Below are 25,526 nucleotides of genomic sequence, written 5' to 3'. Positions count from 1 at the left end.
ATCAAGCGGCAAAGCATCCTGGGAGGGGTGAGAACATGTGGCGTCTCGATGCCCGTGTCAGTACGGAGCTGCCAGCGCGCATCTACCGGCAGGGTTCCGAACCCGATTTTCTCGCCTCGGCCACCATCAGCGAACTGAGCCTGAGCAGCGCCCTGCTTGACAGGAATCTCGATCCCGAACTCGGTCCGCTGCTGCTCCGAACCCGTCTGCCGGGCGGCAGCGAAATCGACCTGCAGGGGCAGGTGGTCACCCCGCGCCGCAAGCCGAGCCAGGGCACGGCCATCCAGTTGCTCAACGTCGACCAGCACCAAGGTGAAATGCTGTGGCGGTTTCTGCGCGAGAAGCTGCTTCCCCTCTCCAACTGCCCCTACTGCGCCTGCGGCATGGGCCGCCACACGCCGGCTCCGCGCTGTCCCGGCAAGCACTGCGGGCTGCAAAACGGCATCTGCTGGCTCTGCGGACACCGTCTCGACTTCGCCAACGACAGCTATCTCGAAGAGCATCTGCAGGACACCTTCGGCCCGCGCCTGCAGACCAAGCTGAAGCTGATCGATCCGGAACGGGTGCGCAAGATCCTGCAGCTGATCGACGCCGAGCTGCTCAAGAGCTTCACCCCCGACCGGGGCATGGAATTCGTCGGCACCCACCCGGAAATGCTGCGGGTCTTTTCGCTGATCCGCAAGGTCGCCCCCACCGGCCTCAACGTGCTCATTCTCGGCGAAAGCGGCACAGGCAAGGAGCTGACCGCGCGCGCCATTCATGAGCGGAGTGCGCGCCGCAGCAAACCGTTCGTCGTCATCAACTGCGCCGCCATTCCCGAAGGCCTGCTCGAAGCGGAACTGTTCGGCTACACCCGGGGCGCCTTCACCGGCGCCTACCAGAGCCAGGACGGCAAATTCGTCCAGGCCGACGGCGGCACCATTTTTCTCGACGAGATCGGCGACCTGCCCTTCGGGCTGCAGGCCAAGCTGCTGCGTTTTCTCGAGGACCGGATCGTCGAACGCCTCGGCGGCAAGCAGGGGCGCCAGGTCGACGTCCGCGTCCTGGCCGCCACCAACTGCGACCTTGAAAGCCGCATCGAGCGGGGACAGTTCCGCCAGGACCTCTTCTACCGGCTCAACGGCTTCACCATCTACCTGCCGCCGCTACGCGACCGTGGAGACGACGTCGTTCTCATCGCCCGCTATCTGCTGCAGAAACACCGGCCGCACGGCCCGGACGGGCCAACCACCTTCTCGTCGGCGGCGCTGCGGGCCATGCGCACCCACGACTGGCCGGGCAATGTCCGAGAGCTGATCAATCGGGTCCGGCGAGCCATGGTAATGGCCACGGGCAGAGAAATCGAACCCGTGGACCTGGAACTGAATGGCGGCACCTGCCACAGGAGACCGGCCGATCTGCGCAGCCAGGTCGGTCACACCGAAAGGGAACTGATCGTCGAAACCCTGAAGCAGACCGGCTACAACGTCGCCCGCAGCGCCCGCACTCTCGGCATCAGCCGCCCCGCCCTCTACGACCGCTTCCGCAAATACGACATCGATCTGCAGCAGCTCAAGAGAGAACACCACCCAAACTGACACAGGCAGCAGCCCCCTGCGAACTGCCGACAATCCTGGCAGCGCAAAAAATCTGGATGCAGAGCATCCGGAATGGCGCGTCCCCTTTCAGCAATCCGGGGTGTCGGCTGCCGCCGACACCCGACACTTCATTCCGTCACCACCCAACCCTCCAAAAACACGCCCCTTCTGCCAGCGGCAGCCCCTCCCATCCAATCCCCGGGTGTCGGGAGGGCCGACACATCCAACAGCACAACCCCTTATAACGCATTGATTTTACAGATATTTATTTTCGGGCACGGCTATTGCGAGAAACAAGCGTGTCCGGTGCCCACGACAGGCACCCAACTCACCAGCGAGGACAGCTCATGCGCCATCGACCGATCATCACCCTGATTCTGCTTTGCCTGCCGGCTTTCATCGCGACGGGCGAACCTGCTTCGGCCGCCGGCAACGGCCGACACGACCGGTCCATGACCGCCATCGAGCAGGCGGACATGCCGGCGGGATTGAGCGACGCAGAGCTGAAGGAAATCCGGGGACGCTTCCTGCCGGCGTTCGACACCACGACCGGTCCGATGACAACTACCGCCGAGGTCATCCTCTGGGACGAAGGCAACCGTGCCGAAACCGGCATCACCAGCCTCCAGGGAACTGGCAACATGGCGGCAACCATACTCACCCGGCAAAGCCGATAACGATCAGACAAAGGAAAGGAGGTGAAAAAGTGAAAGCTGTCATTCCCGTGCTGCTGACCCTGCTGCTTGTCGCCACGACAGCTCCGGCAAAAGAGGTCCGTTCCGACAGCACCCGCCTCGTCGATCAGGCCCTCGGCGGCGCCACCGGCATCATCGGCATCAACATGGCTGCCGGCTCGAACAACGTCCAGGGCAACATGCATGCGCTGATCCTCGGGGACAGCCAGGGACCGTCCCCCGTCGCCGCCGTGGAACAGCGGGCAGCGGTGGACGGCCACGGCGACAGGACCCGGGCCCTCGACCTGATCGGGGGAGCGGCCCTCGGCGGCGCCAGCGGCCTGATCGGCGTCAACCAGACTGCCGGCTCGAGCAACACCCAGGCCAATCTCGCCACCATCGAAATCGGCGGCGGCGCGCCGGTTTCGCTCGCCGATCTGGAAAGCGCCCGCGGGCAGCCGGCACGACATGGATCCTCCGCCGGAGAATCCAGCGCCGACGTCATTCAGGGACAGGCGCTCGCCAACAGCAGCGGGCTGGTGCAGATCAGCCAGTCGGCCGGGTCCGGCAACAGCATTCGCAACAGCATCGGTGTTTCACTGACAACCATGGAGATCTATTGACAACCACCAGCAAGCAACGAAAAGGGGGAAACACAATGAAACGCATTCTCTGCCTGCTCATCGCGCTGCCCTTCATCCTGGCGCCGGCCCTGGCACTGGCCAACGGCAAAGACGACAAAGACAAGGGCAACGAAGTCAAGCTGAAGATGGAGCTCGAAAAGGAAATCGAAGTCGAAGTGGAGATCGAAGGCAAGCTGACTCCCCTCGGCACATCTTCGGCCGTCATCAACAACCAGCAGAAGCTGGAAGAAAACGAGGTCTACAATTACAAACTCGAAAACAACGCCACCGTCGATGGCAACGCCCTGCAGGGAGCCAGCGGCAACATCGGCGTCAACCTGGCTGCCGGCACCAACAACGCCCAAGACAACCTGGCCGCCATCGCCTCTACCGAGGCGGAAGGCTCTCTGGTCGACGCCGAGATCTACAAAACCCAGACCAGCGAGGAAAATTCGACCGGCAATGTCGGCACCACCAACAACGCCACCCTCACTGAGAATGCCCTGCAAGGCGCCAACGGCAACATCGGCGTCAACATCGTCGCCGGCACCGGCAACGCCCAGAGCAACATGACCGCCATCAGCGTCGGTCCGAGCAGCTTCGGCATCGCCTCGGCGGGGGTCAACCAGGTCAGCGAGGACAACAGCACCCTGAACGTGCCCGACAAGGGAATAGAGTTTGAAGGCTCCTTTGAAACAGGCACCATGCATCTCGAGGGCACCATGACCCTGCCGGACGGCCGCTATGAGGGCACCTCGGACCAGATCGGCGATATCTATCCCGACATCTGGCAGGGCGATTCCCATGGCGGTGGTCCGCAAATCGGGCATTTCGATCTCGACGACGACGTTCAGGGAGGAAGCGACCTGAACGACGACGGCGGCGCGCTGGCATTCGGCGAGTCGGGCAAACTCTTCTTTGACGAGGATGCCGAAGTGACCCTCGACGGCAACTACACCGCTTTCCGGGTTGACTTCCGCTGCGTCACCTACCCGACCACCAACACCGCCAGCCTCAGCGGCAACGCCCTCCAGGGCGCCAACGGCAACATCGGGGTAAACGTGGCGGCCGGCACCGGCAACCTGCAGGCGAACGGCCTGGCCGTCTCCGCCCTGCTCGATTCGAGTCTGCGGGTGACCGAATAACCACCCGCGGCGATCCCGGCAGCCATGGTTGCCGGGATCGTCTTCTCATGCAGGCCCGCTGTGTCGCCAGCGGGCGGGAGAAACCCATGCGTCTCGGTTCCGCACTGTTCATCACCCTCATGACCGGCCTGCTGATCGCAGGACAGCCCGCCTGCGCCGCTCGCTTCCAGATCCGGGTCGGCGGCCAGGCGTGGATGATCCGGCAGCCGGTCAAAAGCCTGAAGGATCTGAAATTCGACAACATCGTGCGGCAAAAGACCGACTTCAGCTGCGGCGCCGCGGCCCTGGCGACCATTATGAGCTACTTCTACCGGGACAGGGATGTGACGGAAGAAAGGATCGTTCGCTGGCTGGTCGAAAACGGTGATCGCGAACTGATCCGCAGACGCGGCTTTTCCCTGCTCGACCTGAAGCACTACGCCGAGAATGCCGGCTACCGGGCCGCCGGCTACCGCATACCGGTCGAAAAACTGGAGCGGATCCGTATCCCAACCATCACCCTGCTGACGATCAAGGGATACACGCATTTCGTGGTGCTCAACGCCGTCAGAAACGGAAAAGCCTACATCGCCGACCCGGCCATGGGGCACCGGGTCATTCCGCTCGACGAATTCGCGACAAGCTGGAACGGTCTGGTTTTCGCCGTATTCGGCCGCGAGGCCAGTACCAGTTACGACCTTTTTGCCGGGCCACCGGCAGCCAATCGCATCGCGCTGTGGCAAGCGAACGATCTGTTGATGCGTAATCTTTTCATCGGCGCCGGCGAGTTCCGGCGCTGAAGCAAGGAGACAGCCATGTACGGCAAAGCAGTTTTTCTGGCAATGAACAGCCTGTTCATGCTCGCCCTGCTGCTGGCCTTCCTGTTGAGCTCACCCCTCATCAGCCTTGGCGCAACCGAACCCGAGCTGGGTCTGGATACCAGCCAGCTGGTTTCGGTCGAGGATACGGCCCTGGAACAGACCCGTGGCCGCTACTTCGACTTCTACTTCACCATCAGCTTCACCGGTTACTGGCGACACGACGATCCGACCCCCGGCCTTCCGAGTGCCCGCCTGGCCTACAACTTCGGCATGGGGACACAACAACAGGACGGCAATCTCCACCTGACTCTGACCGACGGAGACGACACGCCTTCCCCGCCCAGCACTCCGCCGCTGCAGGTCGATGACCGGGACGCCGCCCCGTCCGAACAGCCGCCCGAACCACCGGGGGAAAACCCCATGGCCATCATCAGTGGCGGTTTCGACGGCAGCAGCGGCGCCTTCCAGATCACCCAGGTGCCGGGAAGCGACAACGTTGTCACCTCGGGGCTGGCCATCAATCTCTGGATGCTCAACGTTCAGGAATCGGCGACCGCCGAGCGGGTTCGCTCGGCCCTGACCGAAATGCTCGGCATGACCCAGTGACCGGAGTCAATCCGGCCGCCGGGTTGCATGAGGTTCGATCTCGTCCGGAGAATTCAGGACAGTCATTTCACAATGGACAGCCGGTCGCCGGTCGGCGACCGGCGCAACTCGTTGACGCACCCTGGATGCAAGGCATCCGAATTCTCGAGCCCCGAGACGTACCCGGAACTGTACGTCGAACGCCAAGAGATGAGGACAATGCCGCAAACGGGCCTTTTTCGGCAGCCAGGGGTCAGCAAAGGGGGATTGCAATGCACCATGCTCACACCGCTCCGTCAAAGACTGCTCTGTATCTGATCCTTCTGTCGACTTTCCTTCTGTCGCCACCCGTCCTTGCCGAAGCCGCCGGCGCCGCACCAAACCTGCTCGCCTTCAATTTCTTCGGCGACGACAGCGATGACGACGGCATCCCCGACAACCGGGACATCTGCCCCGAAACGCCGGCCGGCCTGAAGGTCGGCGAAAACGGGTGCCCACAGGATGCCGACGGCGACGGCATCTTCGACTATCTCGACCGCTGCCCGCAGACAGCCGCCGGCAGCACCGTCGACGTCAGGGGATGTTCACAGCCCCAGCTGGCGCAAAGCAACCGGAAGCCGGAGCAGAAGAGAGGCGCCGGCGGCAGCGACAAGATCACCCGCAGCCAGGAGGCCCTGCTCATCTCCGAGGGCGGGGTGCTGCTGCCGAAGGGCAAACTGGTAATCGAACCGGGCCTGCAGTACAGCTACACCTCGCGCACCCGGATCGCCATCAGCGGCTTTACCATCTTCCAGTCGGTCGTTCTCGGCGACATCGTCAGCGAGGACGTGGAACGCCACATCATCACCGGCTTTCTCAACCTGCGCTACGGCCTGACCAGCCGGCTGCAGATCGAAACCAAGATTCCCTACCTCTACCGGCACGACGAAACGACCTTCGCCACCGGACCGTCCGGCAACGACCTGACCCAGCACAGCGTCGACGGCATCGGCATCGGCGACATCGAGGCCTCGCTGCTCTGGCACGCCTTCGGCGACCTCGACTGGTGGGCGCCGCAGACCATCTTCTACCTGCGAGCCAAAAGCCGCACCGGCAAGGATCCCTACGGCCTGAACACCATCACCATCGACGGCAAGGAACGCACCAACGAACTGCCGTTCGGCAACGGCCACTACGGCCTCGCCGTCGGCACCAACTGCATCGTGCCCACCGATCCGGCTGTGCTCTACTTCAATCTCGGCTACTACTTCAACTTCAAGCGGAACGTCGGCAACGAAGGCGGCGTCGATTACGGCGAGATCGACCCCGGCGACAGCGTCGAATTCGGCCTCGGCATGGCCTACGCCCTCAATGACCGACTGACCACCAGCCTCTCCTTCCAGCAACGGTTCACCTTCGACAGCGAACAGAACGGCCATACGATCATGAACTCGAACGCCAATGTCGGCACCGTCTACCTGGGCACCACCTATTCGATCTCGGACAGCACAGCACTCACCCTGTCGCTGGGCATCGGCCTGACCGACGATGCGCCCGACTTCAGCATCGACGCGCGGTTGCCGATCAGTTTCTGACCCGAATCGGTGAACCCATGCCGGACGGAGAAAGCACGCCCCCGGCCTGGACGAGCTTTTCCACCATGCCGAACATGCCGAATCGCCCTCCCGGATTGGCGGGCGATTCGGGAAAAGTCGTTACAGGCCGGTGACTTGGGACGAACTCCGGTGTCGCGCTCACCAATCCCGGCGCAATCATTCCTCCCCGTCGAATCGATTTTTATTCAGCACAAACATCAGAAATCGTGTATCTTTAATCCGTTCGTCGCCGGATGGAGGAGCCGGCGGCCGAACGCGTTCGAATGGAGACTATGCCGTTCAGATTTTCGGCAGTCCCAACTCAAACAAAAGGAGGAGAGAATGAGACGTGCTGCAACCCTGTTTCTGACCCTGTCCCTGGGCCTGCTGCTGGCCCTGCCGGCCGTTGCCGCCGACACCATCAGAATCGGCTTCAACATTCCCCTGACCGGCGACATCCCCAAGGTCGGCGAATCGTCCAAGTTCGCCGCCGAAATGCTCAAGGAAGACATCAACGGCGCCGGCGGCCTCGAGGTCGGCGGCAAGAAGTACAAGCTCGAGTTCATCTACGAGGACAACGAGGCCAAGGCGGAGTCGGCCGTCACCGCCGCCCTGAAGCTGATCGAAAAAGACGAGGTGCTGGCCATCGTCGGCCCCAACTCCTCGAAACAGGCTGTTCCCGCCGGCCAGGTCTGCGACGACAACGGTGTGGTCATGATCTCGCCCTGGTCGACCAATCCCGACACCACCCGCGATCGTCCCTGGGTCTTCCGCGCCGCCTTCCTCGATCCCTTCCAGGGACCGGTCGCCGTCAACTTCGCGGTCAAGACCTTCAACGCCAAGACCGCCGCCGTGCTCTACGACCTGTCCAACGACTACTCCAAGGGCCTGGCCGAAATCTTCCGCGATGTCTTCGAAAAGAAGATGGGCGCCGGCAGCGTGGTCGCCTTTGAGTCGCACGGCACCAAGGACCAGGACTTTTCCGCCCAGCTGACCAAGATCATCGCCGCCAAGCCCGACTTCATCTTCGTGCCCGACAACTACAACCAGGTGGCGCTGATCGTGCCACAGGCGCGCAAGCTCGGCTACAAGGGTGAGTTCATGGGCTCCGACGCCTGGGGCAGCGCCGAGCTGATGACCCTGTGCGGCGACGACTGCAAGGGGCTGCACTTCTCCACCCACTACGCCGCCGCCGGCGCCAAGGGCGCCACCAAGGAATTTATCGACCGCTACAAGGCCAAGTACGGCTATGTGCCTGACGATGTCGCCGCCCTGACCTGGGACGCCACCCGCGTCGTGCTGCAGGGCATCCAGAACGCCGGCAAGCTGACCGGCAAGCTGCGCCGCGACCGCAAGGCCATCCGCGAAGGGATCGCCGCCATCAAGAGCTTCGACGGCATCACCGGCAGCATGAAGTTCGACGAGCAGGGCGACCCGGTCAAGTGCGCCGTCGTCGTCCAGATCAGTCAGACCGGCAAATTCGAGTTCAAGGAGTCGGTTTGCCCGGAATAAAATCAAAAGCAGTTTGACAAAACTGCCCATTTTACGTTACAACCCGGCGGGTCGGCAGTAACGGCCCGCCGGGGACTTCCCTGACGGCGTTTTCGCCCACGGATTGCGCAGACAGTTTTTTCTAACCGAAACGGTGAACGGCTGAGCAAAGGACACCAGATGCAAGGCTTGCGCAGACCGGGAGACTGAGGCGCGTCCCCAAGCGCGTCGAAGGCTACCGGGCCAGCATAACGCCGCAGATGGTGTGTTTTGCTCAGCCGCGAGGAACGAATGCTCGCCTCCATACTCCAGAACATCATCAACGCCCTTCAGTGGGGCAGTTTCTACGCCCTGATCGCCTTGGGCTACACCCTGGTCTACGGGGTGCTGACGCTGATCAACTTCGCCCACGGCGACGTCTTCATGGTCGGCGCCTACATCGCTTTTTTCGTCGCCACCTTCTTTCTGTCGACCCTCGGGCTGCCCGGCTGGCTGGTGCTGGCCCTGACCATTCCGGCGACCATGATCCTCACCTCGCTGGTCGGGGTGACCCTCGAACGGGTCGCCTACCGGCCGCTGCGGCGCAAGGGGGCCAACCGGCTCTACGTGGTCATCACCGCCCTGATGTGCGGCCTGATTCTCGAGCACGCCAACCTGGCCATCCTCGGCGCCAGCCGCAAGGCCTTTCCGCCCCTGATCAAGGAGACAGTCTACACCGTCGGCGGCGTCAGCTTCACCAATCTGAAGATCGGCGTCATCGTCACCGCGGTGCTGGTCTTTCTCTTTCTGCAGTGGGTAGTCACCAAGACCCGCGTCGGCATGGCCATGCGGGCCATCTCCTACGACAAATTCGCGGTGCCCCTGATGGGGATACCGATGGACAATATTATCGTCGCCACCTTCGTCCTCGGCTCCGGTTTCGCCGGCCTGGCCGGCCTGCTCTTCGCCATGAGCTACCCGGTGCTGGAGCCGTACATGGGGGCGCTGATCGGCTGGAAGGCCTTCATCGCCGCCGTGGTCGGCGGCATCGGCGACATCCGCGGCGCCTTTCTCGGCGGCTTTCTGCTCGGCGCGGTGGAGATCATGGTGGTCGCTTTCTTCCCCTCGACCTTCCGCGACCTGATCGCCTTCACCGTGCTGCTGGTGATCCTCACCCTGAAACCGACAGGTCTGTTCGGGGTGGCGAAGACGACGAAGATTTAACGGGAAACCCACCACGAAGCCACGAAGATCACAAAGGGATTTCAAACCCAGATGAGCTGGCCTCGAAAAAAGTCCCTTATCCACTCTCTTCGTGTCCTTCGTGCCTTTGTGGTTGATTTAAAATGACTATGCTCCGACGCTATTCCGTTCATATCCTGCTGATTCTGGCCGGCGGCCTGATCACCTGGCTGGCCTACGAAGAGATGGTCAGTCTCTACGTACTGTCGGTGCTCATGTTCATGGGCATCAACGTCATCCTGTCGGCCAGCCTCAATCTGGTCAACGGCTACATGGGGGAATTCTCCTGCGGTCACGCCGGCTTCATGTGCGTTGGCGCCTATGTCAGCTCGCTGCTCGGCGTCTGGCTGTTCGCCAAGGACAAGGTCTTCGGTCCGCCGGTGCTCGATCCCGACCTGGCCATCTACGCCTTTCCGGTGGTGATCCTGGCCGGCGGAATAGCCGCCGCCCTGGCCGGCCTGCTGGTGGCCATCCCTTCCTACAAGACCCGCGGCGACTACCTGGCCATCATCACCATCGCCGCCAACTACATCATCATCAGCACCATCGAGAATATCGGCGCTATCGGCGGCTCGCGCGGCTTCATGGGCATGAAGCGGGTGCTCAACGCCATGGAGGATGTCGTCTACCTGCCCTGGATGGTGATCTGGGTCTTTGCCTTCACTGTCTTCACCATCTGGCTGTTGCGGCGCTACGTCTCGTCCACCTTCGGCAAGGGGGTTTCGGCCATCTGCCAGGATGAGGTGGCGGCCGAGATCATGAGCGTCAACACCAACAAGATCAAGACCATCAGCTTCATGGTGTCGTCGGGACTGGCCGGCGTCGCCGGTGGCCTGTTCGCCTTCGTCGTCGGCTACGTCAACCCGGGCTCCTTCAACATCCTCAAGTCGACCGAGGCGCTGGTCATGGTCTACCTCGGCGGCATGGGCTCGCTGTCGGGCTCGGTGCTGTCGGCGATCCTCTTCACCCTGCTGCTCGAGGCGCTGCGGCCGCTGCAGATCATCAAGTGGATCGTCATTCCGCTGCTGCTGATCGTGCTGATGCAGTTCCGGCCCGAAGGGATTCTGGGCAACAAGGAACTGGGGGATGTCTTTCCCTGGCTGAAGCGGTTTTACAGATTCAAGTAGGCAGGCGCCGGGCGCCTGGCGCTCGGAAAAGCCTGAATGCCGTTTATTGACTGGAAATCTTACCCGGCGCCCGGCACTTGTGAAGCCCGGTGCCTCCGATTAAGTCTATGACCCAGCAACCAGTATCACAGACCGAAAACTCCCCGGTGCTCGAAATACGCGGCCTGACCCAGCGCTTCGGCGGCCTGACGGCGGTCAGCGATTTCAACGTCGAGCTCCATCCGGGCGAGCTGGTCGGGCTGATCGGCCCCAACGGCGCCGGCAAGACCACGGTCTTCAACCTGGTCAGCGGCTTCTATCAGCCGAGCGAGGGCGAGATCCGCGTCTGCGGCGTTCCTACCACCGGCCTGAAGCCGCACAAGGTCACGGCGCTGGGCGTCGCCCGCACCTTTCAGAACATCCGGCTGTGGAACGACATGTCGGTGCTCGACAACATCCGCGTCGCCCGCCACGGCAAGCTGGGCTACGGCTTCTTCCACGCCGTCGCCCGCACCCGCACCTACCGCCTGCGCGAAGCGGAAATCGAACGCGAGGCGCGCGAACTGCTCGAAATCTTCAAGCTCGACGGCTACGCCGACGAAGTGCCGAAAAACCTGCCTTATGGTCTGCAGCGCAAGGTCGAGATCGTCCGCGCCCTGGCCGAAAAGCCGAAACTGCTGCTGCTCGACGAGCCGGCCGCCGGCCTCAACTCCGTCGACGTGCAGGAACTGATCCGCCTGGTGCGCTGGATTCACCAGACCTTCGACATCACCATCTGGATGATCGAGCACCACATGGACGTGATGATGGAGCTGTGCGAACGAATCAAGGTGATCGACTTCGGTCAGACCATTGCCGAGGGAACACCGGAAGAGATCCGCAACCATCCGGCGGTCATCACCGCCTATCTCGGGGACGACACTATCTGATGCTGCTTTCGGTCGAAAATCTCGAAGTCAAGTACGGCAACATCCAGGCCCTGCATGGCATCAGCTTCCATGTCAACGAGGGCGAGATCGTCACCCTCATCGGCGCCAACGGGGCCGGCAAGACCACAAGCCTGTACGCCATCGCCCGACTGCGCCCACCGGAAGCGCCACGGGTCACCAAGGGGGATATCCGCTTCCGCGGCGAATCGATCCTCGACACCCGCCCTTCCGACGTCGTCCGCAAACTGCACCTGGCGCTGGTGCCCGAGGGCCGGCGCATCTTCGGCAACCTGACAGTGCAGGAAAACCTGCAGCTCGCCACCTACGCGCGCGAGAAAAACGCCGATCTCGACAAGGACTACCAGCGGGTCTTCGACCTCTTCCCCCGCCTGGCCGAGCGGCGCAACCAGCGCAGCGAATCGCTCTCCGGCGGTGAACAGCAGATGCTCGCCGTCGGCCGCGCCCTGATGACCGGCTGCAAGATCCTGCTGCTCGACGAACCGAGCATGGGACTGGCGCCGGTGCTCAAGTACGAGCTCTTCCGCACCCTCAAGCAGCTCAACGAAGAAGGGATGACCATCCTGCTGGTCGAGCAGAACGCCAAGCTCGCCCTCGAACTGGCCCACCGCGGCTACGTGCTCGACACCGGCACCATCGCCGCCGAAGGGACCAGCGAAGAGCTGCTCGGCAATCCCGAGGTGAAGAAGGCGTATCTGGGCGGCTGAGGCCGAAGGCCGGAAATCCGCAACAAAACCGAAAGGGCAGGCCCACAAGGAGCCTGCCCTTTTCTTTGTGCCGGAAAGTCTACTTTTCAGCTGTCTGCTTGACGGGATGGCAGGAGCGGGGCCAGACACTTTCTTAATAACTCCGTGTCAAGCCCCAGCGGTTTCTTGTGAACGAGCAGCTGCCAGCCGGGGGCCTCCCGTGACATCAAAGGGTTCGTTGTACGTAAGTACCGCCCAGATAATCAGAACCAGCTTGGCCATGAGAAAATTCCAGGGACATAGAAAATTCCAGGGACATAATACTGTTTTTTGACATTTTTCTCGCAACCACTATCCTTTTTCCATAGCACACTTCGCTCGGTCGCCATACCAGGCCACCCTCACCACATCAACTAACGCACGCTATTGGTTCGGCCTGCCCGAATCCGACACGCTGCTGCACGAGCGGGCATTGTGCCCCCCCCGGAACCAGTTATGACCAATCAAGAAACCATCCCCTACCTTTCCGAGCAGAAGCTTTCGTCCCTGGGCATTACCACAGAGGAAGTCATTGCGAGCATCGAGTCGGTGATCGCCGGCCTTGAAAAACAGTCCGCCTGGAGCGCGCCAAAGGCTGTCATCTACACCGAGGATGGCCGCTACATGATGGCGGCGCTGGCTGCCGCCGACGACCCTTGCCTGCTCGCCGTCAAATCACTCGTCCTCAACCCGCGCAACCCCGAGCGGGGGCTGCCCCAGATCAACGGCCTGGTGACCCTGCTGGACAGCGTCACCGGCCTGCCCGTCGCCATTCTCGACGCCAACTGGATTACCGCCGTACGCACGGCCGGGCTGAGCGCGACCGCTGCCCGGCGCATGGCGCGCAGGGATTCGGCGGTAGTTGCCTTTGTCGGCTGCGGTGTCCAGGCCAGAAGCCACCTGAAGGCCTTCGCCGACCTGTTTCCGCTCAGGGAGGTCCGGCTGTTCGGCCGCGGCCAGAAGAACATCGACCGACTGGTGCGCCAGGCGGAAAGCCTCTCGCTGTCCGCCTGCGTCTGCACCTCGGCAAAAGAGGCGGTGACTGGCGCCGATCTGATCGTCAGCTCGGTGACCTACTCGGCCACGCTGACACCCTTTCTCGACGCGGCCTGGCTCAAGCCCGGCGCGTTCGCGGCCATCACCGACCTGGGCGCGCCCTGGCTCCCGCAGAGCCTGCCGGCCTTCGACCGGATCATCATCGACGATCTGGAACAGGAGGCCGCCATGCCCAACAGGCTGGCGCCGCCGGAGCTGGTGACGGGCGATCTCTCCGGCCTGGTCCTGGGCCGGGTGGCCGGCCGGGACGACGCAAAGGAACGCAACGCCTTCATCTTTCGCGGCCATGCCATGGGCGATCTCGCGCTGTCGATGCTCGCCTGGCAGAGAGCCTCGAAAGAAAGCGCCTAGAGACGGAGCTAAGTTCCCGGAACAGTCCCCCCGGAGTATTCAGATTCTTGAGCATGTGGTACATTTGAGTTCACCTGGTGGACTTATGGACATCCAAACCGGTAAAAGCTATGCTAGACTTTTTTGCGATCTGTCTCCGTTCGAAAATTTGCTTATGCCTACAGCTGTGGCTCTACGTGCTCAGCACGCAATCCACGGACAACAAGGAGACAGGTCACTTTCTACGTGAACCTTTTGTCTATGTGTGATTTCAAACTGAGGATATTTATATGTTTATGATCGAGTATAAAGATATCGGCTGGTGGTATTGGGTGGCAACGGCAGGACTGCTTACATATGGTGTGTTGGGCGAACCGACAGGATTTATTATTGCCATAGGACTCACTGTATTTCAGTTATTTCACTTCGTAATTAGAGAGCGTAGCATTACTGCCTTTCCTATTCAAGTGCGGTTTTTTTATCTAATTCTTCTTCTCGTTGCGCTACCAAAGCCACTGCAATTTATATACTGGGTCCCTACCATAGGCACTTGGGCGCAGGTAATATTTGGTTATTGCACTATGGCGCGCTGTGTTTCCCTATTTCCATGGAATCGTAGTGAACCATTGTCACTTGATTTGTTAAAGAAAACCTTCTTTTCTCGTCCAGTTCGAGGAAGTATTAAACAAGGTTTTACAGCCTATAAGTAAGTCATAAGTCACACATAACACTTATCAGCTACCCTGCCGCAGGGTAAAAAAGCCTGTTAACGCAAAAGAGCCCCCTTTCCATTCATTTGACAAGCGGCAGTTCTTCGGTACCCTGCCGGTTTCCGGCCTGCGATTCCCCACTGGCTGCCGACGAATTCGATTTCCTCGTCGGCACGCAGGTCGGCCAGCCGGCACCAGGTGAACATACACGCGCAACCGACGAGCAGATTGTCACGGCAGGGCTTGATCTGTCGCAGAGCAAATTCAAGTTGCAAGTGCACCCCCATCGGCTTCCTGCCCCTCCTTGCCAACGCTGCTTCCCCCTGAAATTCCCCTAAAGCCTCCACGCCGATAAGCCGAAACAATCGATACCTGCCACCGACAATCCCTCCTGGCAAACAAAAAACAACGAACCACCGACACCTCTTCGCAAGCATCATCGAAACGGAGGCTGGTCATGAACACCCTGCGCACGATGACATTTCTGGGATTGTCCCTGGGTTTGACCCTCTGCACCCTGTTGAGTGGCTGTGGCGGAGGAGGCTCGTCCACAACCAGCAGCGTAACGACTTCCGGAATTGGCCTGCCGACAGAAATTTCGGCCGTGTCGACCGGAGACTCGGCCGGCACCCTGAGCCTGGCCGGAAGCATCCGCACCCTGGCGACCTCGGCGGCGGATCTGCCCGCCGACTCGGACTACAAAACGACTCCGGTCGCCCGTTACGTCGACGAACCGACCCTGGAAGTGTTCGGCATCATCGAGACCATTCTCAACGCCATGACCCAGACACACTACGACGATCCGGCCAATGTCGGCGCCGGCCCCTACAAGTGCATGGTTGCCTGGTACGAGGAACGGGACGGCAAGACGACCAAGGACCTCGAGGAATGGATCGTCGACTCCCGGATGACCACCGAAAACGGCCAACAGGTCAACCTGGTGCATGTCTGGGTCGTCAGCGACAGCGACCCGGTCGAGGTGGAAGTGAAAATCTACCAGGCCCCCAACCAGGCCGCCGACGGCAGCTACCTCGACTACGGCAAATGGTCGATCAACGCCCTGCTGACCGGTCAGACGCCTCCGGGCCGTTTTTACGCCGACGCTGATGTGGTCGGCGGCGAAACGGTCTTGCGGCTGAGCGAAAACATGACGTACACCGACACCTTCGACGGCCCGAGCGGCTCGAACACCATAACCCTCACGGCCTCGACCAGAGCGATCATGCACAAGGGCAGCGGCAGCGGCTACGGCAAGGCCGAAATCAGCGACTGGAGCTACTGCTGGAACTATGATCCGGGCACAGAGGACAGTCCCTGCTACGATGGCAGCGGCAGCTTCACCCTGCCGGCTTCGCCGGTCACCTATGCCTATGATTCCAGCACCCTGGCCCTGCAGATGACCGATACTGGCAACAACGTCGTCACCAAGTACAAGGACCGCAGCAATCCGGTCGAAATCGCCTATCGGTACGGGGTGTTCGACGGCACCAGCGGGGCCAATGTGGAAAAAAACCGCAATTTCGGTTTTCCGGTAACCTATACCGACAGCAACGGCAACCGGCAGTATGGCTTCTACGGCGCCTGGCAGGGACACCACCAGCTCTGGAGCCCGAACGGCCTGCTCCCCGACGGCACCACCGTCACCCGGGAAGACTACAGCGGCCAGACCAGCGGGAAAAACTACACCACCAGGACCTTCAACGGTACCCTTACAAAACGCCTGCTCAGCAGTGCCGATATCAGCCAGATTGCCGGCATCCCGGTGGAGATCTGGATCGGTGACAGCTTCGACCTGGTCTTCGATGCCACCAACAATCGCTGGAACAAATGCCTCTGGGATCCCCAGGCCAACAACGGCATGGGCGGCGAAAGCTGCAGCGACTTCACCCAGGGACTCGCCTCCCTGATTCCGGACCCGGCCGGGCGCAAGGAAGTCAGTATCAACTACTGGGACATGGGCACCAACAGCAGCACAATGCTGATGTACGACGGCAGCGGCTTCTTCGAAACGGACAACATGGGCAACAAGGGGATGGCCTTTGTCCCGGCCGACCAGGACCGCCTCAACGTCTGGATGGGCGGCTCGGTCTACATCGAGTACACCGGGGACTTTACCGGCGGAGCCAGCGGCTGGGAAGAGAAAGACCTGGTCAGCTTCGATCAGCAGACCTGGACCCCGACCTTTGCCCAGACCAACCTCGGCCCCTTCGACTTCCCCCTCGACCGGGAGTACTACGTCAACAACCGTGGGGTCAACTTCGTCGTCCGGCGGATCGCAGCCAACGGCACGGCAAACGACTACCAGGTGCAGATGGAACAGCAGCTGGTGGTCACCCCTGACAACGCAGCCACCCTGCTCAGCGGCATCAGCTACTTCGCCTACCCCTGGGACGACCCGACCAACCGCAGCCGCTATGTCTTTGACCCGGCCAACATGCTGCTGCGCGACAGCAGTGACAGCAGCGCGGTCACTGTCGGGCAATGGGGGCTGATGGCCTACGACGACAACGGCACCAGCAGCGACCCGAGTGACGATATTGCCCTGAACATGCAGTTCAACTGGGAATACGCCGATCCGCAGGCCGGCGGCTGGGGCGCGGTCACCTACCTGGTCGACGGAAGCGGCAACTACCTCTATCTCGACGATCCGCTGCGCTTCGACCCGGTCACCCTGAGTGTCAACGGCACCCCGATCAACTTCTCCCTCGAATTCGACGGCTGGATGCACGGCCTGCCGGACATGCGCTGGGAGCTGGAGAAAAACCATTTCGAGCTGACCCAGGAGCTGGCCAGCAAGATCGTCAACCTGCCGGCCGGCACCGAGCTGACCAGCGGCAGTGCCAACTATTTCGTCAAGCCGATCGAGATCGGCGTCATTCTGCCGACCATCAGTGCCCCGGCCAATGCGCCGGATCTGGCTCCGGCCGCAGCCCTGGACCTGAGCAGCCTGGTCCTGCCGGCGGCTCCCTCTATCGGCACGCCGCCGAGCGGTCTGAGCGTCAAATACGTCGAGGGTGAAGCGGTGCAGTAGCAGACACCGACGGCTATTTTCAGGCAACAGAAGGGGGTGCCGCACAGAGCACCCTCTTCTGTTCTGGCTTTCCGCCTCCTGCCGTCCCTATTGCGGCAACGCCGGTCGATCATGCCCTGCTCAACCAAAAGAGGCCAAGCGTCCTGGCGACGGACAGCCCCCTTGCTGTCCCGATCGTCCCCAGAAAACTGGGATACTGTCCTGGCCTGCCCCTTTGCTCTTTGCCGACCGGTCGATAAAATAGTCGGTAGTGAGAAGTGAGAATGTCAGACTGAGAGGTGCAACCAATGGAAAAATCATCGGTTGCTGTCAGCGCAAAGGAACCACAGGCCAAAAAGGCGCCCGTCTGGCCCGACTGGTACAAAAAACTGGCGCCGTTTCGCCGGCGCGACGACCGCATTGCCGCCTGGCAGGTGGCAAACACCCTGATTCCTTACGCCGGACTCTGGTATCTGCTGGTGCGGGCCATCGAGCGGGACGCCCCTTTGGTGCTGATTGTGCCGCTTATTCTGCTGGCAGCAGCGTTTCTGGTGAGGCTGTTCATTCTGTTTCACGATTGCGTGCACGGTTCGCTGTTTCAAAGCAGGCGCGCCAACAGCTTTTTCGGTCATCTGTTCGGCATTCTGGTCTTCACCTCGTTCGAGGACTGGCGCTTCAGTCACCTGCGCCACCATGCCACCTACGCCAACCTCGACTCGCGCGGCTTCGGCGACATCTGGACTATGACCCTGAAGGAGTATCTCGCTGCCCCCCGGCGAACCCGCCTGCTGTACCGCCTCTACCGTCATCCCCTGGTCGTCGTCGGCCTGGGCGCCCTGTTCAATTTCATTCTCGGACAGCGCTTTCCCTCGCGACAGGTCCGCCGCCAGGAACGAGCAAGCGTCATCTTCACCAACCTGGCGCTTGTCGCCATCGCCCTGCTGGCCTACAAAACCATCAGCCTGAAAACCTACCTGGCAATCCAGATCCCGGTGCTTTGGACGGCCGGAGCGGCCGGCATCAGTCTCTTCTTCGTCCAGCACCAGTTCCCCGGCGGCTACTGGGCGCGCACGCCTGAATGGGATCCGCTGCGCGCCGCCCTGGAGGGGAGCTCCTTCTTACAGTTGCCGGCGATTCTGCGCTGGTTTTCAGGCAGCATCGGCTATCACCACATTCATCACCTGAATCCAACCATTCCGAACTATCGACTGAAAAGCTGCTTTGACACGATTCCGCAACTGCGCGCCATCGAGCCGCTCACCCTGCGGCAGAGCCTGGCCTGCTTTCGCCTGAAACTCTGGGACGAAGAAAAACGGCAGATGGTCGGCTTTCCGAAACACGGGTCGCACGATGCGACAACCGGGCTTTCGCCGGCAACCTGACGGGATGGCCCCTCCGGGGAAGTTCGCTGACCGTCTTTGCATTCCGGACCTTCGCCGCCAGGATTGGAAAGTCACCTTCTCAGCGAACCAATTCGCAAGCAGCAAACGACTGGCAGAAAGCCACAGCGACCACGAACGGAAAATGCCATGACCATCGACACCCTGTTCGTCTACGGCACCCTGCGCCGCGACGCCGGGCATCCCATGCACCGCCTGCTGACGGAACTGGCCGTCTGCCTGGGCCCGGCCAGCTGGCAGGGACGGCTCTACCGGGTCGCCGACTACCCGGGAGCCATTCCATCCGTCTATCCGCATGAAAGGGTTATTGGCGAAATCTGGCGGCTGAAAGAGCCGGAACGGCTGCTGCCGCTGCTCGATCAGTACGAGGAATGTGGTCCCGGCTTTCCGGAACCGACCGAATACGTCCGCGAACTGCACAGGGTGCAGGGCGCCGCCGGCCGTTCACTCAGGGCGTGGGTCTATGTCTACAACCGGCCCGTCGCCGGGCTGGAGCGCATCCCGTCCGGGGATTTTCTCGCCGGGAACTGAGCACCACAAAACAAGGGCCGCTCCACGGTAGAACGGCCCCAGGCGTTTGAAACAGGTCTGCTTTGTCGAGAATCTGCAATCGCTTCAGCGAGCGACTGAAACTGTCAGCGAATGTCTTGGGAGGCGTCTGTCATTCCTCGCACAGAACCGTGCTCGCCACCTGCTCGGCGAACCTGCGGCAGGTCTGCAGATTCTCCTCGGTCGGCGCGAAGCGGAAGGAGATGCTCTCGGCCGCCAGTTTGTACTTGAGCCCCCGGAGCCGGTCCTCGACCATCTTCACCGCCTCTCCGCTCCAGCCGTAGGAACCGAAGACGGCCGCCAGCTTGGCCTTGGGCGTCACCGAGGAGATCAGGGCCAGGGCATGCCAGACATGCGGTGGCGCGTCGCGCTGGATTGTCGGGGTGCCGATAATCAGCACATCGGCCTCTTCCAGGGCGTTGCGGTAGTCGTCGTCGCGCATGCCGGAGATGGCGAAGGTCTGAACGTCGACCCCCTGTCTCTCCAGCTCTTCGGCGATCACCTCGGACATTTCGCGGGTATTGCCGTGGCTGGAAAGCACGGCCATCAACGCCTTGGGCCGGTCGGCCTGCGGCGGCGGCGCCGCCCAGCGCCTGTAGGTGGCGATGACGTCCCGGCCGCCGCGCCGGCGGATGGGACCGTGCGACGGACAGACCATGTCGATCTCCAGCTTCTCAACCTTGGCCACGGCATCGCGGATCTTGTCCTTGAAGGGACGCATGATGCAGTCGAAATAGAAGTAGAAATCGTATGAAAAATCGGCGATTTCGTCGTCGAACAGCCGGTTCGGACAGTAGTGGGCACCGAAGGCGTCGCAGGGGAAGAGCACCTTCTCCTCCACCAGGTAGGTGAACATGGTGTCCGGCCAGTGCAGATAGGGAGCGAGGATGAAGCGCAGGGTCTTGCCGCCGAGATCGACCTCCTCCCCCTCGCTGACCACATGGCTGTTGAAGGGACGGTTGAGCAGCTGGCGAAGAAAGTTCTCCGCCGCCTTGGTGCAGTAGACCACGATATCGGGGTTGCGCTCGATCAGGGCAGCCACGGCACCGGAATGATCCGGTTCGGTATGGTTGACCACCACGATGTCGACCTTTTCCGGCGGCAGGTGCTCGCCGACCTTGCTCAGAAACTCGTCGCGGAAGGGGGCCTTGACGGTGTCGATCAGCGCGGTCTTTTCGCTGCCGCGCACCAGGTAGGCATTGTAGGTGGTCCCGTTATGGGTCGGGAAGAGATCGTCGAAAACCTTCAGATCGGGATGGCGGACACCGACCCAGTCAACACCGTTACAGACTGCAACACTTCGCTCCATGATGAACAATCTCCTTGCGAATGAACGACAAACCCGGTCAACTATAGCTAAGAAGGGCATCCGGCGCAAGCCGGGCGGCAAGGTCTCAATGCCATGTTAGACTGAGCGATCATGAAGGCACGAAACGAAACCACGGCTCCCCACGACAAAAAGAGAAGGCGCTTTCTGCGCAACGGCCTGCTGGCGCTCGGCGGCCTGATCTCCGTCGACGGCCTGGTTCTCGAACCGAACCTGCTCACCGTCGAAACCCTGATCCTCGAAAGCGAACGGCTGCCAAGCGGTGCGAAACTGCGACTGGTCCAGCTGGCCGACCTGCACATCGGCAGGCTCGGCGATTTCCACCGGCATGTCGTCGACCGCATTGCCAGCCTGCGGCCAGATCTCATTCTCCACACTGGGGATTATCTGGAAGAACGCCGCAACATCAGGGAAGTCCTGCAGTTTCTCGCCCGGCTGCAGGGAATCGCCGAGAGTTACGCCGTTCAGGGCAACTGGGAATACTGGTCGCGCCTCGAAGGAGACAACCTGCGCCGCAAGTTCGCGGCCCGGGGGGTGCGGCTGCTGATCGACGAAGCCGCTGATTTTCTCAAGGGAGGAATCCGGCTGAGAATTCTCGGGCTCGACTACCCGTCCACCGCCGACAGCCTGCGCCGCCTTGCCGACAGGGCCGACCGGCGGGCCTTCAACCTGCTGCTGTCGCACGTACCCGCCTTCGAACACCGCCTGCTCGGCCCCGATATCGGGCTGATTCTCAGCGGACACACCCACGGCGGCCAGATCAGGGTGCCGCTTCTGCCGCCGCTCTATCTTCCCAGGTACAGCGGCCGCTTCATCGCCGGCCACTACCGGGTCGGCCTGCACGACACGCCCCTCTACGTGTCGCGAGGACTGGGGGCCAGCGTGCTGCCGCTGCGCATCAACTGCCGGCCGGAACTGACCCTGATCGAACTGCGCGGCACGGCGCCGTCTCAGAGCACCGCCTGAAGCCTCTGCAACTCCGCCATCAGGGCGCCGAACCCGTCGGTGTCGAGACTCTGGGCGCCGTCGCACAGGGCGCGGGCCGGATCGGGATGGACCTCGATCATCAGGCCGTGGGCCCCGGCCACCAGCGCCGCCTTGCCCATGATCGGCACCAGCGCCCGCTTGCCGGTGGCGTGGCTCGGATCGACGATGATCGGCAGGTGGCTCATCTCGCGGATCAGCGGCACCACCGACAGATCGAGGGTGTTGCGGGTCGCCCGCTCGAAGGTACGGATGCCCCGCTCGCAGAGAACGACCCTGTCGTTCCCCTCGGCGAGAATGTACTCTGCGGCGGCAAGAAACTCCTCGATGGTGGCGCTCATGCCCCGCTTGAGCAGAACCGGATACCCGGTCTTGCCGACCTCCTTGAGCAGATCGAAGTTCTGCATGTTGCGGGCGCCGATCTGCAGCATGTCGGCGTATTCACAGACCACCGGCAGCTGTTCGATGCGCATCACCTCGGTCACCACCGGCAAGCCGACGGCATTCCCCGCCTGACGCAGATACTTCAGTCCCTCGACGCCGAGCCCCTGAAAGCTGTGCGGTCCGGTGCGCGGCTTGAACGCCCCGCCGCGCAGCATGTGCGCTCCGGCAGCGGAAACCTGCCGGGCGGCCATCAGCATCTGCTCCTCGCTCTCGATCGAACAGGGGCCGGCGATGATGACCGGCGGGTGGCCGTCGCCGAAAACTGCGCCGCCGACCTCGACCAGGGTCGACTGCGGATGGAAATCGCGCGACACCAGCTTGTAGGGCTTGCTGACATGGATGGTTTCGCGCACACCGGGCAGGTTGCGGATAGTGGTGTCGTCGACATAACCCTGGTTGCCCAGCACGCCAATGGCGGTGCGCAGCGAGCCGGGAATCGGCTCGGCCTTCAGCCCCATGGCCTCGATCTCGGCGATCACCCGTTCGATCTGCTCGCTGGTGGCGCTGTGATGCATGACGATCAGCATGGTCGGTCTCCTCGGATGGGTTCGTCCGTCCGGCACCGGCGACAACGAATGGACGGATATCAGGTTAGCCTAGCGCTGCCGCCGAACCTTGGCAACATTTTTCCCGTCCGCCTCTTTGCATCGACCGGGTGAAGGGCTATGATAGCCCTCACCTTCCAATACGCGTCCAATACGCGGGAGCGAACCATGAGTCGACTCATCCTGCTCGCCATCTTCCTGCTGCTGACGCCACAGGTCTGCGCCGCCGACGAGGCCCGCGCCCGGGGGCTGATCAACGCCCTCGGCTGCAAGGGATGCCACCGGTTCGAGGGGAGCGGTGGCAGCATCGGCCCGTCCCTCGACCAGGTCGGCCGCCATCGTGACCGGCAGGCCATTCTGCGCCTGCTGCGCACCCCGCCGCCGGTCGAAACCGGCAGGCCGATGCCGTCCTACGCCTTTCTCCCGCAGGACGATCTCGAAGCCCTGGCCGACTTTTTCGCCGGTCAACAATAGGAATCCGCTCCAGTCCGGCAGGTTGCCACCGCGCTGCCGCCTGTGCTAACGTGCCGCCGATTTCGCGTCGCAGGGGACTTTAACCATGACCCAGAGGATGATCTACATCGATTCGCCGGTTTTCGTCCGCGAGCCGGAACTGAAAGCGAAGGGGATCGAGAACATCTTCCCCGACCGACGGCCCCTGGCCCTGGAAATCGGCTGCGGCGTCGGCGACTTCCTGGTCCAGGAGGCGGCCCGCCGCCCGGAATGGAATTTCGTCGCCATCGACATCTTCAACAAGGGCTGCCTGAAAACCTGCAACCGGGTCGAGGCGACCGGCCTGACCAACATCCGGGTGATGCGCGCCGAGGCGCGCTGGCTGCTCAACCACTTCGTGCCGCCGCAGTCCCTGGCCGCCGTCTACATCAACTGCCCCGACCCCTGGCCGAAAAAGCGCCACCGAAGCCGCCGGCTCGTCAACCGCACCTTCCTCGAGCTGCTGCGCTGCCACCTGGCACCGGGCGGCCACTTCTGGTTCGCCACCGACTTTGCCGACTATGCCGAGATGGTGGCCGACATCCTGCCGACCGTCGAGGGCTACATCCGCCAGACCGAAACCCCCTACACCACCGACCTCGGCGACTACCCGGTGTCCAAGTACATGCGGCGCTTTCTCGAGCAGGGACAGCCCATCCACCTGTTCCACTACCGCCGGGCGGAAGATCTTCCCGCCGAGCTGCTCAAGCCGCCCGGACTCGAACCCGGCTTCCGCCTGCGCTGGCTGGCGCGGGAAAACCGCCGCAACCGGCCGCGCCGGATCAAGGAAGGCTGAATAAATGCGGCAATCGCTACGCCCCGGCCATCTCACCGCGGCCCTGCCCGGAACGGGCGGCGTCATCCGGCAGGAACCGGAGGATTTCCGTGTCGAGGAGATCCCCCTCTACCCGCCGTGCGGCGAAGGCGACCATCTCTACCTGCGGCTGGAGAAGATCGGCCTGGGAACCCTTGAGGTCGTCCGGCTGCTGGCCGCAACCTTCGGCCTGCGCGAACGGGACATCGGCTACGCCGGCCTGAAGGACACCCGCGCCGTCACAATCCAGACTTTCTCGCTGCCCGGAATCGCCCCCGATCAGACCGGACGGCTCGCCCACCCAGGCCTGCGCCTGCTCGAAGCGGTCAGGCACGGCAACAAGCTGCGGCTGGGACACCTGGCCGGCAACCGCTTCAGCATCCGGCTGCGAAACACGGTGCCCGATGCGCAACAGATCGCCGCCGACGTGCTGGCCGTGCTGCAGGACCTGGGCGTTCCCAACTTCTTCGGACCGCAGCGCTACGGCGTTCTGGGCAACAACGGCCGGGTCGGCGCCGCCCTGCTGCGCCGGGAATACCGCCAGGCCATCGCCGAAATCATCGGCGACCCGCAACAGATCGACCACGCCGCCTGGCGGCAGGCTGCGACCGCCTTTCACGCCGGCGACCTGCAGGCCTGCCTGCGCCATCTGCCGGCCCGCATGCGCGACGAACGGCGCATGATCGAAGCCCTGGCCGACGGCCGCGGCGAAAAACAGGCCCTGTTCAGCCTCCCCCGCCGCCGGCTCAGGCTCTATCTTTCCGCCCTGCAGGCGGAGCTGTTCGACCGCCTGCTCGCCATGCGCCTGTCCAGCATCGAACGTCTCTGGCCGGGCGACATCGCCTGGAAGCACGACAACGGCGCCTGCTTTCGCGTCGAAGACCCGCAACGGGAGCAGCCACGGGCCGACCGGTTCGAAATCAGCCCGACCGGCCCCCTGTTCGGCCGCAAGATCCTGCTCGCCTCCGGCCAGGCCGGCCTGCTCGAGCAAAGCCTGCTCGACAAGTTCAGCCTGCAACCTGCCGACTTTCGCCTCGGTGACGGACTGACCATGGACGGCGAGCGCCGACCGCTGCGCGTCCCCCTCGACCAGGTCGACATCACAAAAGAAGGGGACGGGCTCCGTCTCGGCTTCGTCCTGCCGAGAGGCAGTTTCGCCACCAGCGTCCTGCGCGAAGTGATGAAGAGCGACGTCGACCTGGTCGAGTGATTCCGGCACTGTCCTTGCTAGCCAGCATGGAGAACGGTTGGAAAGGCAGGCCTCGCCGCGCCGCAGCCGGTTGAAAAAACACACATCAATGGCGGCCGGCGACAGGGCTCCGTTCGGCGTCAACATGCTGATTCCATCGGAAAAAGCCGTCTACGGAACCGCTTCCGGTTGACAGACATAAAACAGC

General features: G+C 62.3%; 23 protein-coding genes. 21 read left to right on the top strand and 2 right to left on the bottom strand.

Annotated elements, in window-relative coordinates; translation table 11 throughout:
- Nucleotides 1-35: 35 nt before the first annotated feature.
- The 17 genes from EDC39_RS11000 to EDC39_RS10920 all read left to right on the top strand — a co-directional run bounded on the left by EDC39_RS11000 (nt 36) and on the right by EDC39_RS10920 (nt 19,505).
- Complete coding sequence (locus tag EDC39_RS11000) at nt 36-1,577, top strand: sigma-54 interaction domain-containing protein (protein WP_148896438.1); 1,542 nt, start codon at nt 36-38, stop codon at nt 1,575-1,577.
- A gap of 347 nt (nt 1,578-1,924) precedes the next feature.
- Nucleotides 1,925-2,254: a hypothetical protein gene (locus EDC39_RS10995; RefSeq protein ID WP_148896437.1), complete on the top strand. Its 330-nt coding sequence runs from the start codon at nt 1,925-1,927 to the stop codon at nt 2,252-2,254.
- Nucleotides 2,255-2,283: 29 nt separating this feature from the next.
- Nucleotides 2,284-2,874, top strand: a complete 591-nt coding sequence (locus EDC39_RS10990; protein ID WP_148896436.1) for a hypothetical protein — start codon at nt 2,284-2,286, stop codon at nt 2,872-2,874.
- A gap of 35 nt (nt 2,875-2,909) precedes the next feature.
- Nucleotides 2,910-4,019: a hypothetical protein gene (locus EDC39_RS10985; protein WP_148896435.1), complete on the top strand. Its 1,110-nt coding sequence runs from the start codon at nt 2,910-2,912 to the stop codon at nt 4,017-4,019.
- A gap of 86 nt (nt 4,020-4,105) precedes the next feature.
- Nucleotides 4,106-4,798, top strand: a complete 693-nt coding sequence (locus EDC39_RS10980) for a C39 family peptidase (protein ID WP_187426755.1) — start codon at nt 4,106-4,108, stop codon at nt 4,796-4,798.
- Between the two features lie 15 nt (nt 4,799-4,813).
- The gene (locus EDC39_RS10975) at nt 4,814-5,425 is read left to right on the top strand and encodes a hypothetical protein (RefSeq protein ID WP_148896433.1); all 612 of its coding nucleotides are present in this window, start codon (nt 4,814-4,816) and stop codon (nt 5,423-5,425) included.
- 251 nt (nt 5,426-5,676) lie between these two features.
- Nucleotides 5,677-6,978: a thrombospondin type 3 repeat-containing protein gene (locus EDC39_RS10970; RefSeq protein WP_148896432.1), complete on the top strand. Its 1,302-nt coding sequence runs from the start codon at nt 5,677-5,679 to the stop codon at nt 6,976-6,978.
- 342 nt (nt 6,979-7,320) lie between these two features.
- Nucleotides 7,321-8,490 carry an ABC transporter substrate-binding protein gene (locus tag EDC39_RS10965; RefSeq protein WP_148896431.1) on the top strand — a complete coding sequence of 390 codons (1,170 nt, stop codon included), beginning with the start codon at nt 7,321-7,323 and terminating at the stop codon, nt 8,488-8,490.
- A 270-nt stretch (nt 8,491-8,760) separates the two neighbouring features.
- Complete coding sequence (locus EDC39_RS10960) at nt 8,761-9,672, top strand: branched-chain amino acid ABC transporter permease (protein WP_148896430.1); 912 nt, start codon at nt 8,761-8,763, stop codon at nt 9,670-9,672.
- Between the two features lie 122 nt (nt 9,673-9,794).
- On the top strand, nt 9,795-10,817 hold the full coding sequence (locus EDC39_RS10955; protein WP_222862874.1) for a branched-chain amino acid ABC transporter permease: 1,023 nt from the start codon (nt 9,795-9,797) through the stop codon (nt 10,815-10,817).
- A gap of 107 nt (nt 10,818-10,924) precedes the next feature.
- The gene (locus EDC39_RS10950) at nt 10,925-11,725 is read left to right on the top strand and encodes an ABC transporter ATP-binding protein (RefSeq protein WP_148896429.1); all 801 of its coding nucleotides are present in this window, start codon (nt 10,925-10,927) and stop codon (nt 11,723-11,725) included.
- Nucleotides 11,725-12,450, top strand: coding sequence for an ABC transporter ATP-binding protein (locus tag EDC39_RS10945; protein ID WP_148896428.1), 726 nt, complete (start codon nt 11,725-11,727; stop codon nt 12,448-12,450). Before EDC39_RS10950 ends, EDC39_RS10945 begins: the two co-directional genes overlap by 1 nt.
- A gap of 474 nt (nt 12,451-12,924) precedes the next feature.
- Nucleotides 12,925-13,875, top strand: coding sequence for an ornithine cyclodeaminase family protein (locus EDC39_RS10940; protein WP_148896427.1), 951 nt, complete (start codon nt 12,925-12,927; stop codon nt 13,873-13,875).
- Between the two features lie 269 nt (nt 13,876-14,144).
- Nucleotides 14,145-14,564, top strand: coding sequence for a hypothetical protein (locus EDC39_RS10935; protein WP_148896426.1), 420 nt, complete (start codon nt 14,145-14,147; stop codon nt 14,562-14,564).
- 604 nt (nt 14,565-15,168) lie between these two features.
- Nucleotides 15,169-17,595: a hypothetical protein gene (locus tag EDC39_RS10930; RefSeq protein WP_148896425.1), complete on the top strand. Its 2,427-nt coding sequence runs from the start codon at nt 15,169-15,171 to the stop codon at nt 17,593-17,595.
- 287 nt (nt 17,596-17,882) lie between these two features.
- Nucleotides 17,883-18,956 (top strand): fatty acid desaturase, encoded by a 1,074-nt coding sequence (locus EDC39_RS10925; RefSeq protein ID WP_148896424.1) that lies wholly within the window; start codon nt 17,883-17,885, stop codon nt 18,954-18,956.
- A 147-nt stretch (nt 18,957-19,103) separates the two neighbouring features.
- Entirely contained in the window at nt 19,104-19,505 is a 402-nt protein-coding gene (locus EDC39_RS10920; protein WP_148896423.1) for a gamma-glutamylcyclotransferase family protein, read from the top strand.
- 130 nt (nt 19,506-19,635) lie between these two features.
- On the opposite strand, the gene EDC39_RS10915 is transcribed toward EDC39_RS10920, so the two are convergent.
- Nucleotides 19,636-20,832 (bottom strand): FprA family A-type flavoprotein, encoded by a 1,197-nt coding sequence (locus EDC39_RS10915; protein WP_148896422.1) that lies wholly within the window; start codon nt 20,830-20,832, stop codon nt 19,636-19,638.
- A 111-nt stretch (nt 20,833-20,943) separates the two neighbouring features.
- Here EDC39_RS10915 and EDC39_RS10910 point away from each other — a divergent pair, with 111 nt between their 5' ends.
- Nucleotides 20,944-21,816 carry a metallophosphoesterase gene (locus EDC39_RS10910; protein ID WP_148896421.1) on the top strand — a complete coding sequence of 291 codons (873 nt, stop codon included), beginning with the start codon at nt 20,944-20,946 and terminating at the stop codon, nt 21,814-21,816.
- On the opposite strand, the gene aroF is transcribed toward EDC39_RS10910, so the two are convergent.
- Nucleotides 21,801-22,805 carry a 3-deoxy-7-phosphoheptulonate synthase gene (gene aroF / locus EDC39_RS10905; RefSeq protein WP_148896420.1) on the bottom strand — a complete coding sequence of 335 codons (1,005 nt, stop codon included), beginning with the start codon at nt 22,803-22,805 and terminating at the stop codon, nt 21,801-21,803. The genes EDC39_RS10910 and aroF overlap by 16 nt on opposite strands.
- A 186-nt stretch (nt 22,806-22,991) precedes the next feature.
- Between aroF and EDC39_RS10900 the strand changes: the two genes are divergently transcribed.
- From EDC39_RS10900 to truD, 3 genes are all read left to right on the top strand, one after another.
- Nucleotides 22,992-23,297 (top strand): c-type cytochrome, encoded by a 306-nt coding sequence (locus tag EDC39_RS10900; protein ID WP_148896419.1) that lies wholly within the window; start codon nt 22,992-22,994, stop codon nt 23,295-23,297.
- Nucleotides 23,298-23,382: 85 nt separating this feature from the next.
- Entirely contained in the window at nt 23,383-24,111 is a 729-nt protein-coding gene (gene trmB / locus EDC39_RS10895) for a tRNA (guanosine(46)-N7)-methyltransferase TrmB (RefSeq protein ID WP_148896418.1), read from the top strand.
- A gap of 4 nt (nt 24,112-24,115) precedes the next feature.
- A complete protein-coding gene (gene truD / locus EDC39_RS10890; RefSeq protein ID WP_148896417.1) occupies nt 24,116-25,339 on the top strand; it encodes a tRNA pseudouridine(13) synthase TruD in 1,224 nt (407 codons plus the stop codon).
- The last annotated feature ends 187 nt before the right edge of the window (nt 25,340-25,526 follow it).

Source organism: Geothermobacter ehrlichii (assembly GCF_008124615.1).
GTDB classification, from domain to species: Bacteria; Desulfobacterota; Desulfuromonadia; order Desulfuromonadales; family Geothermobacteraceae; genus Geothermobacter; species Geothermobacter ehrlichii.
This window is presented reverse-complemented; position numbering and strand designations above follow the sequence as displayed.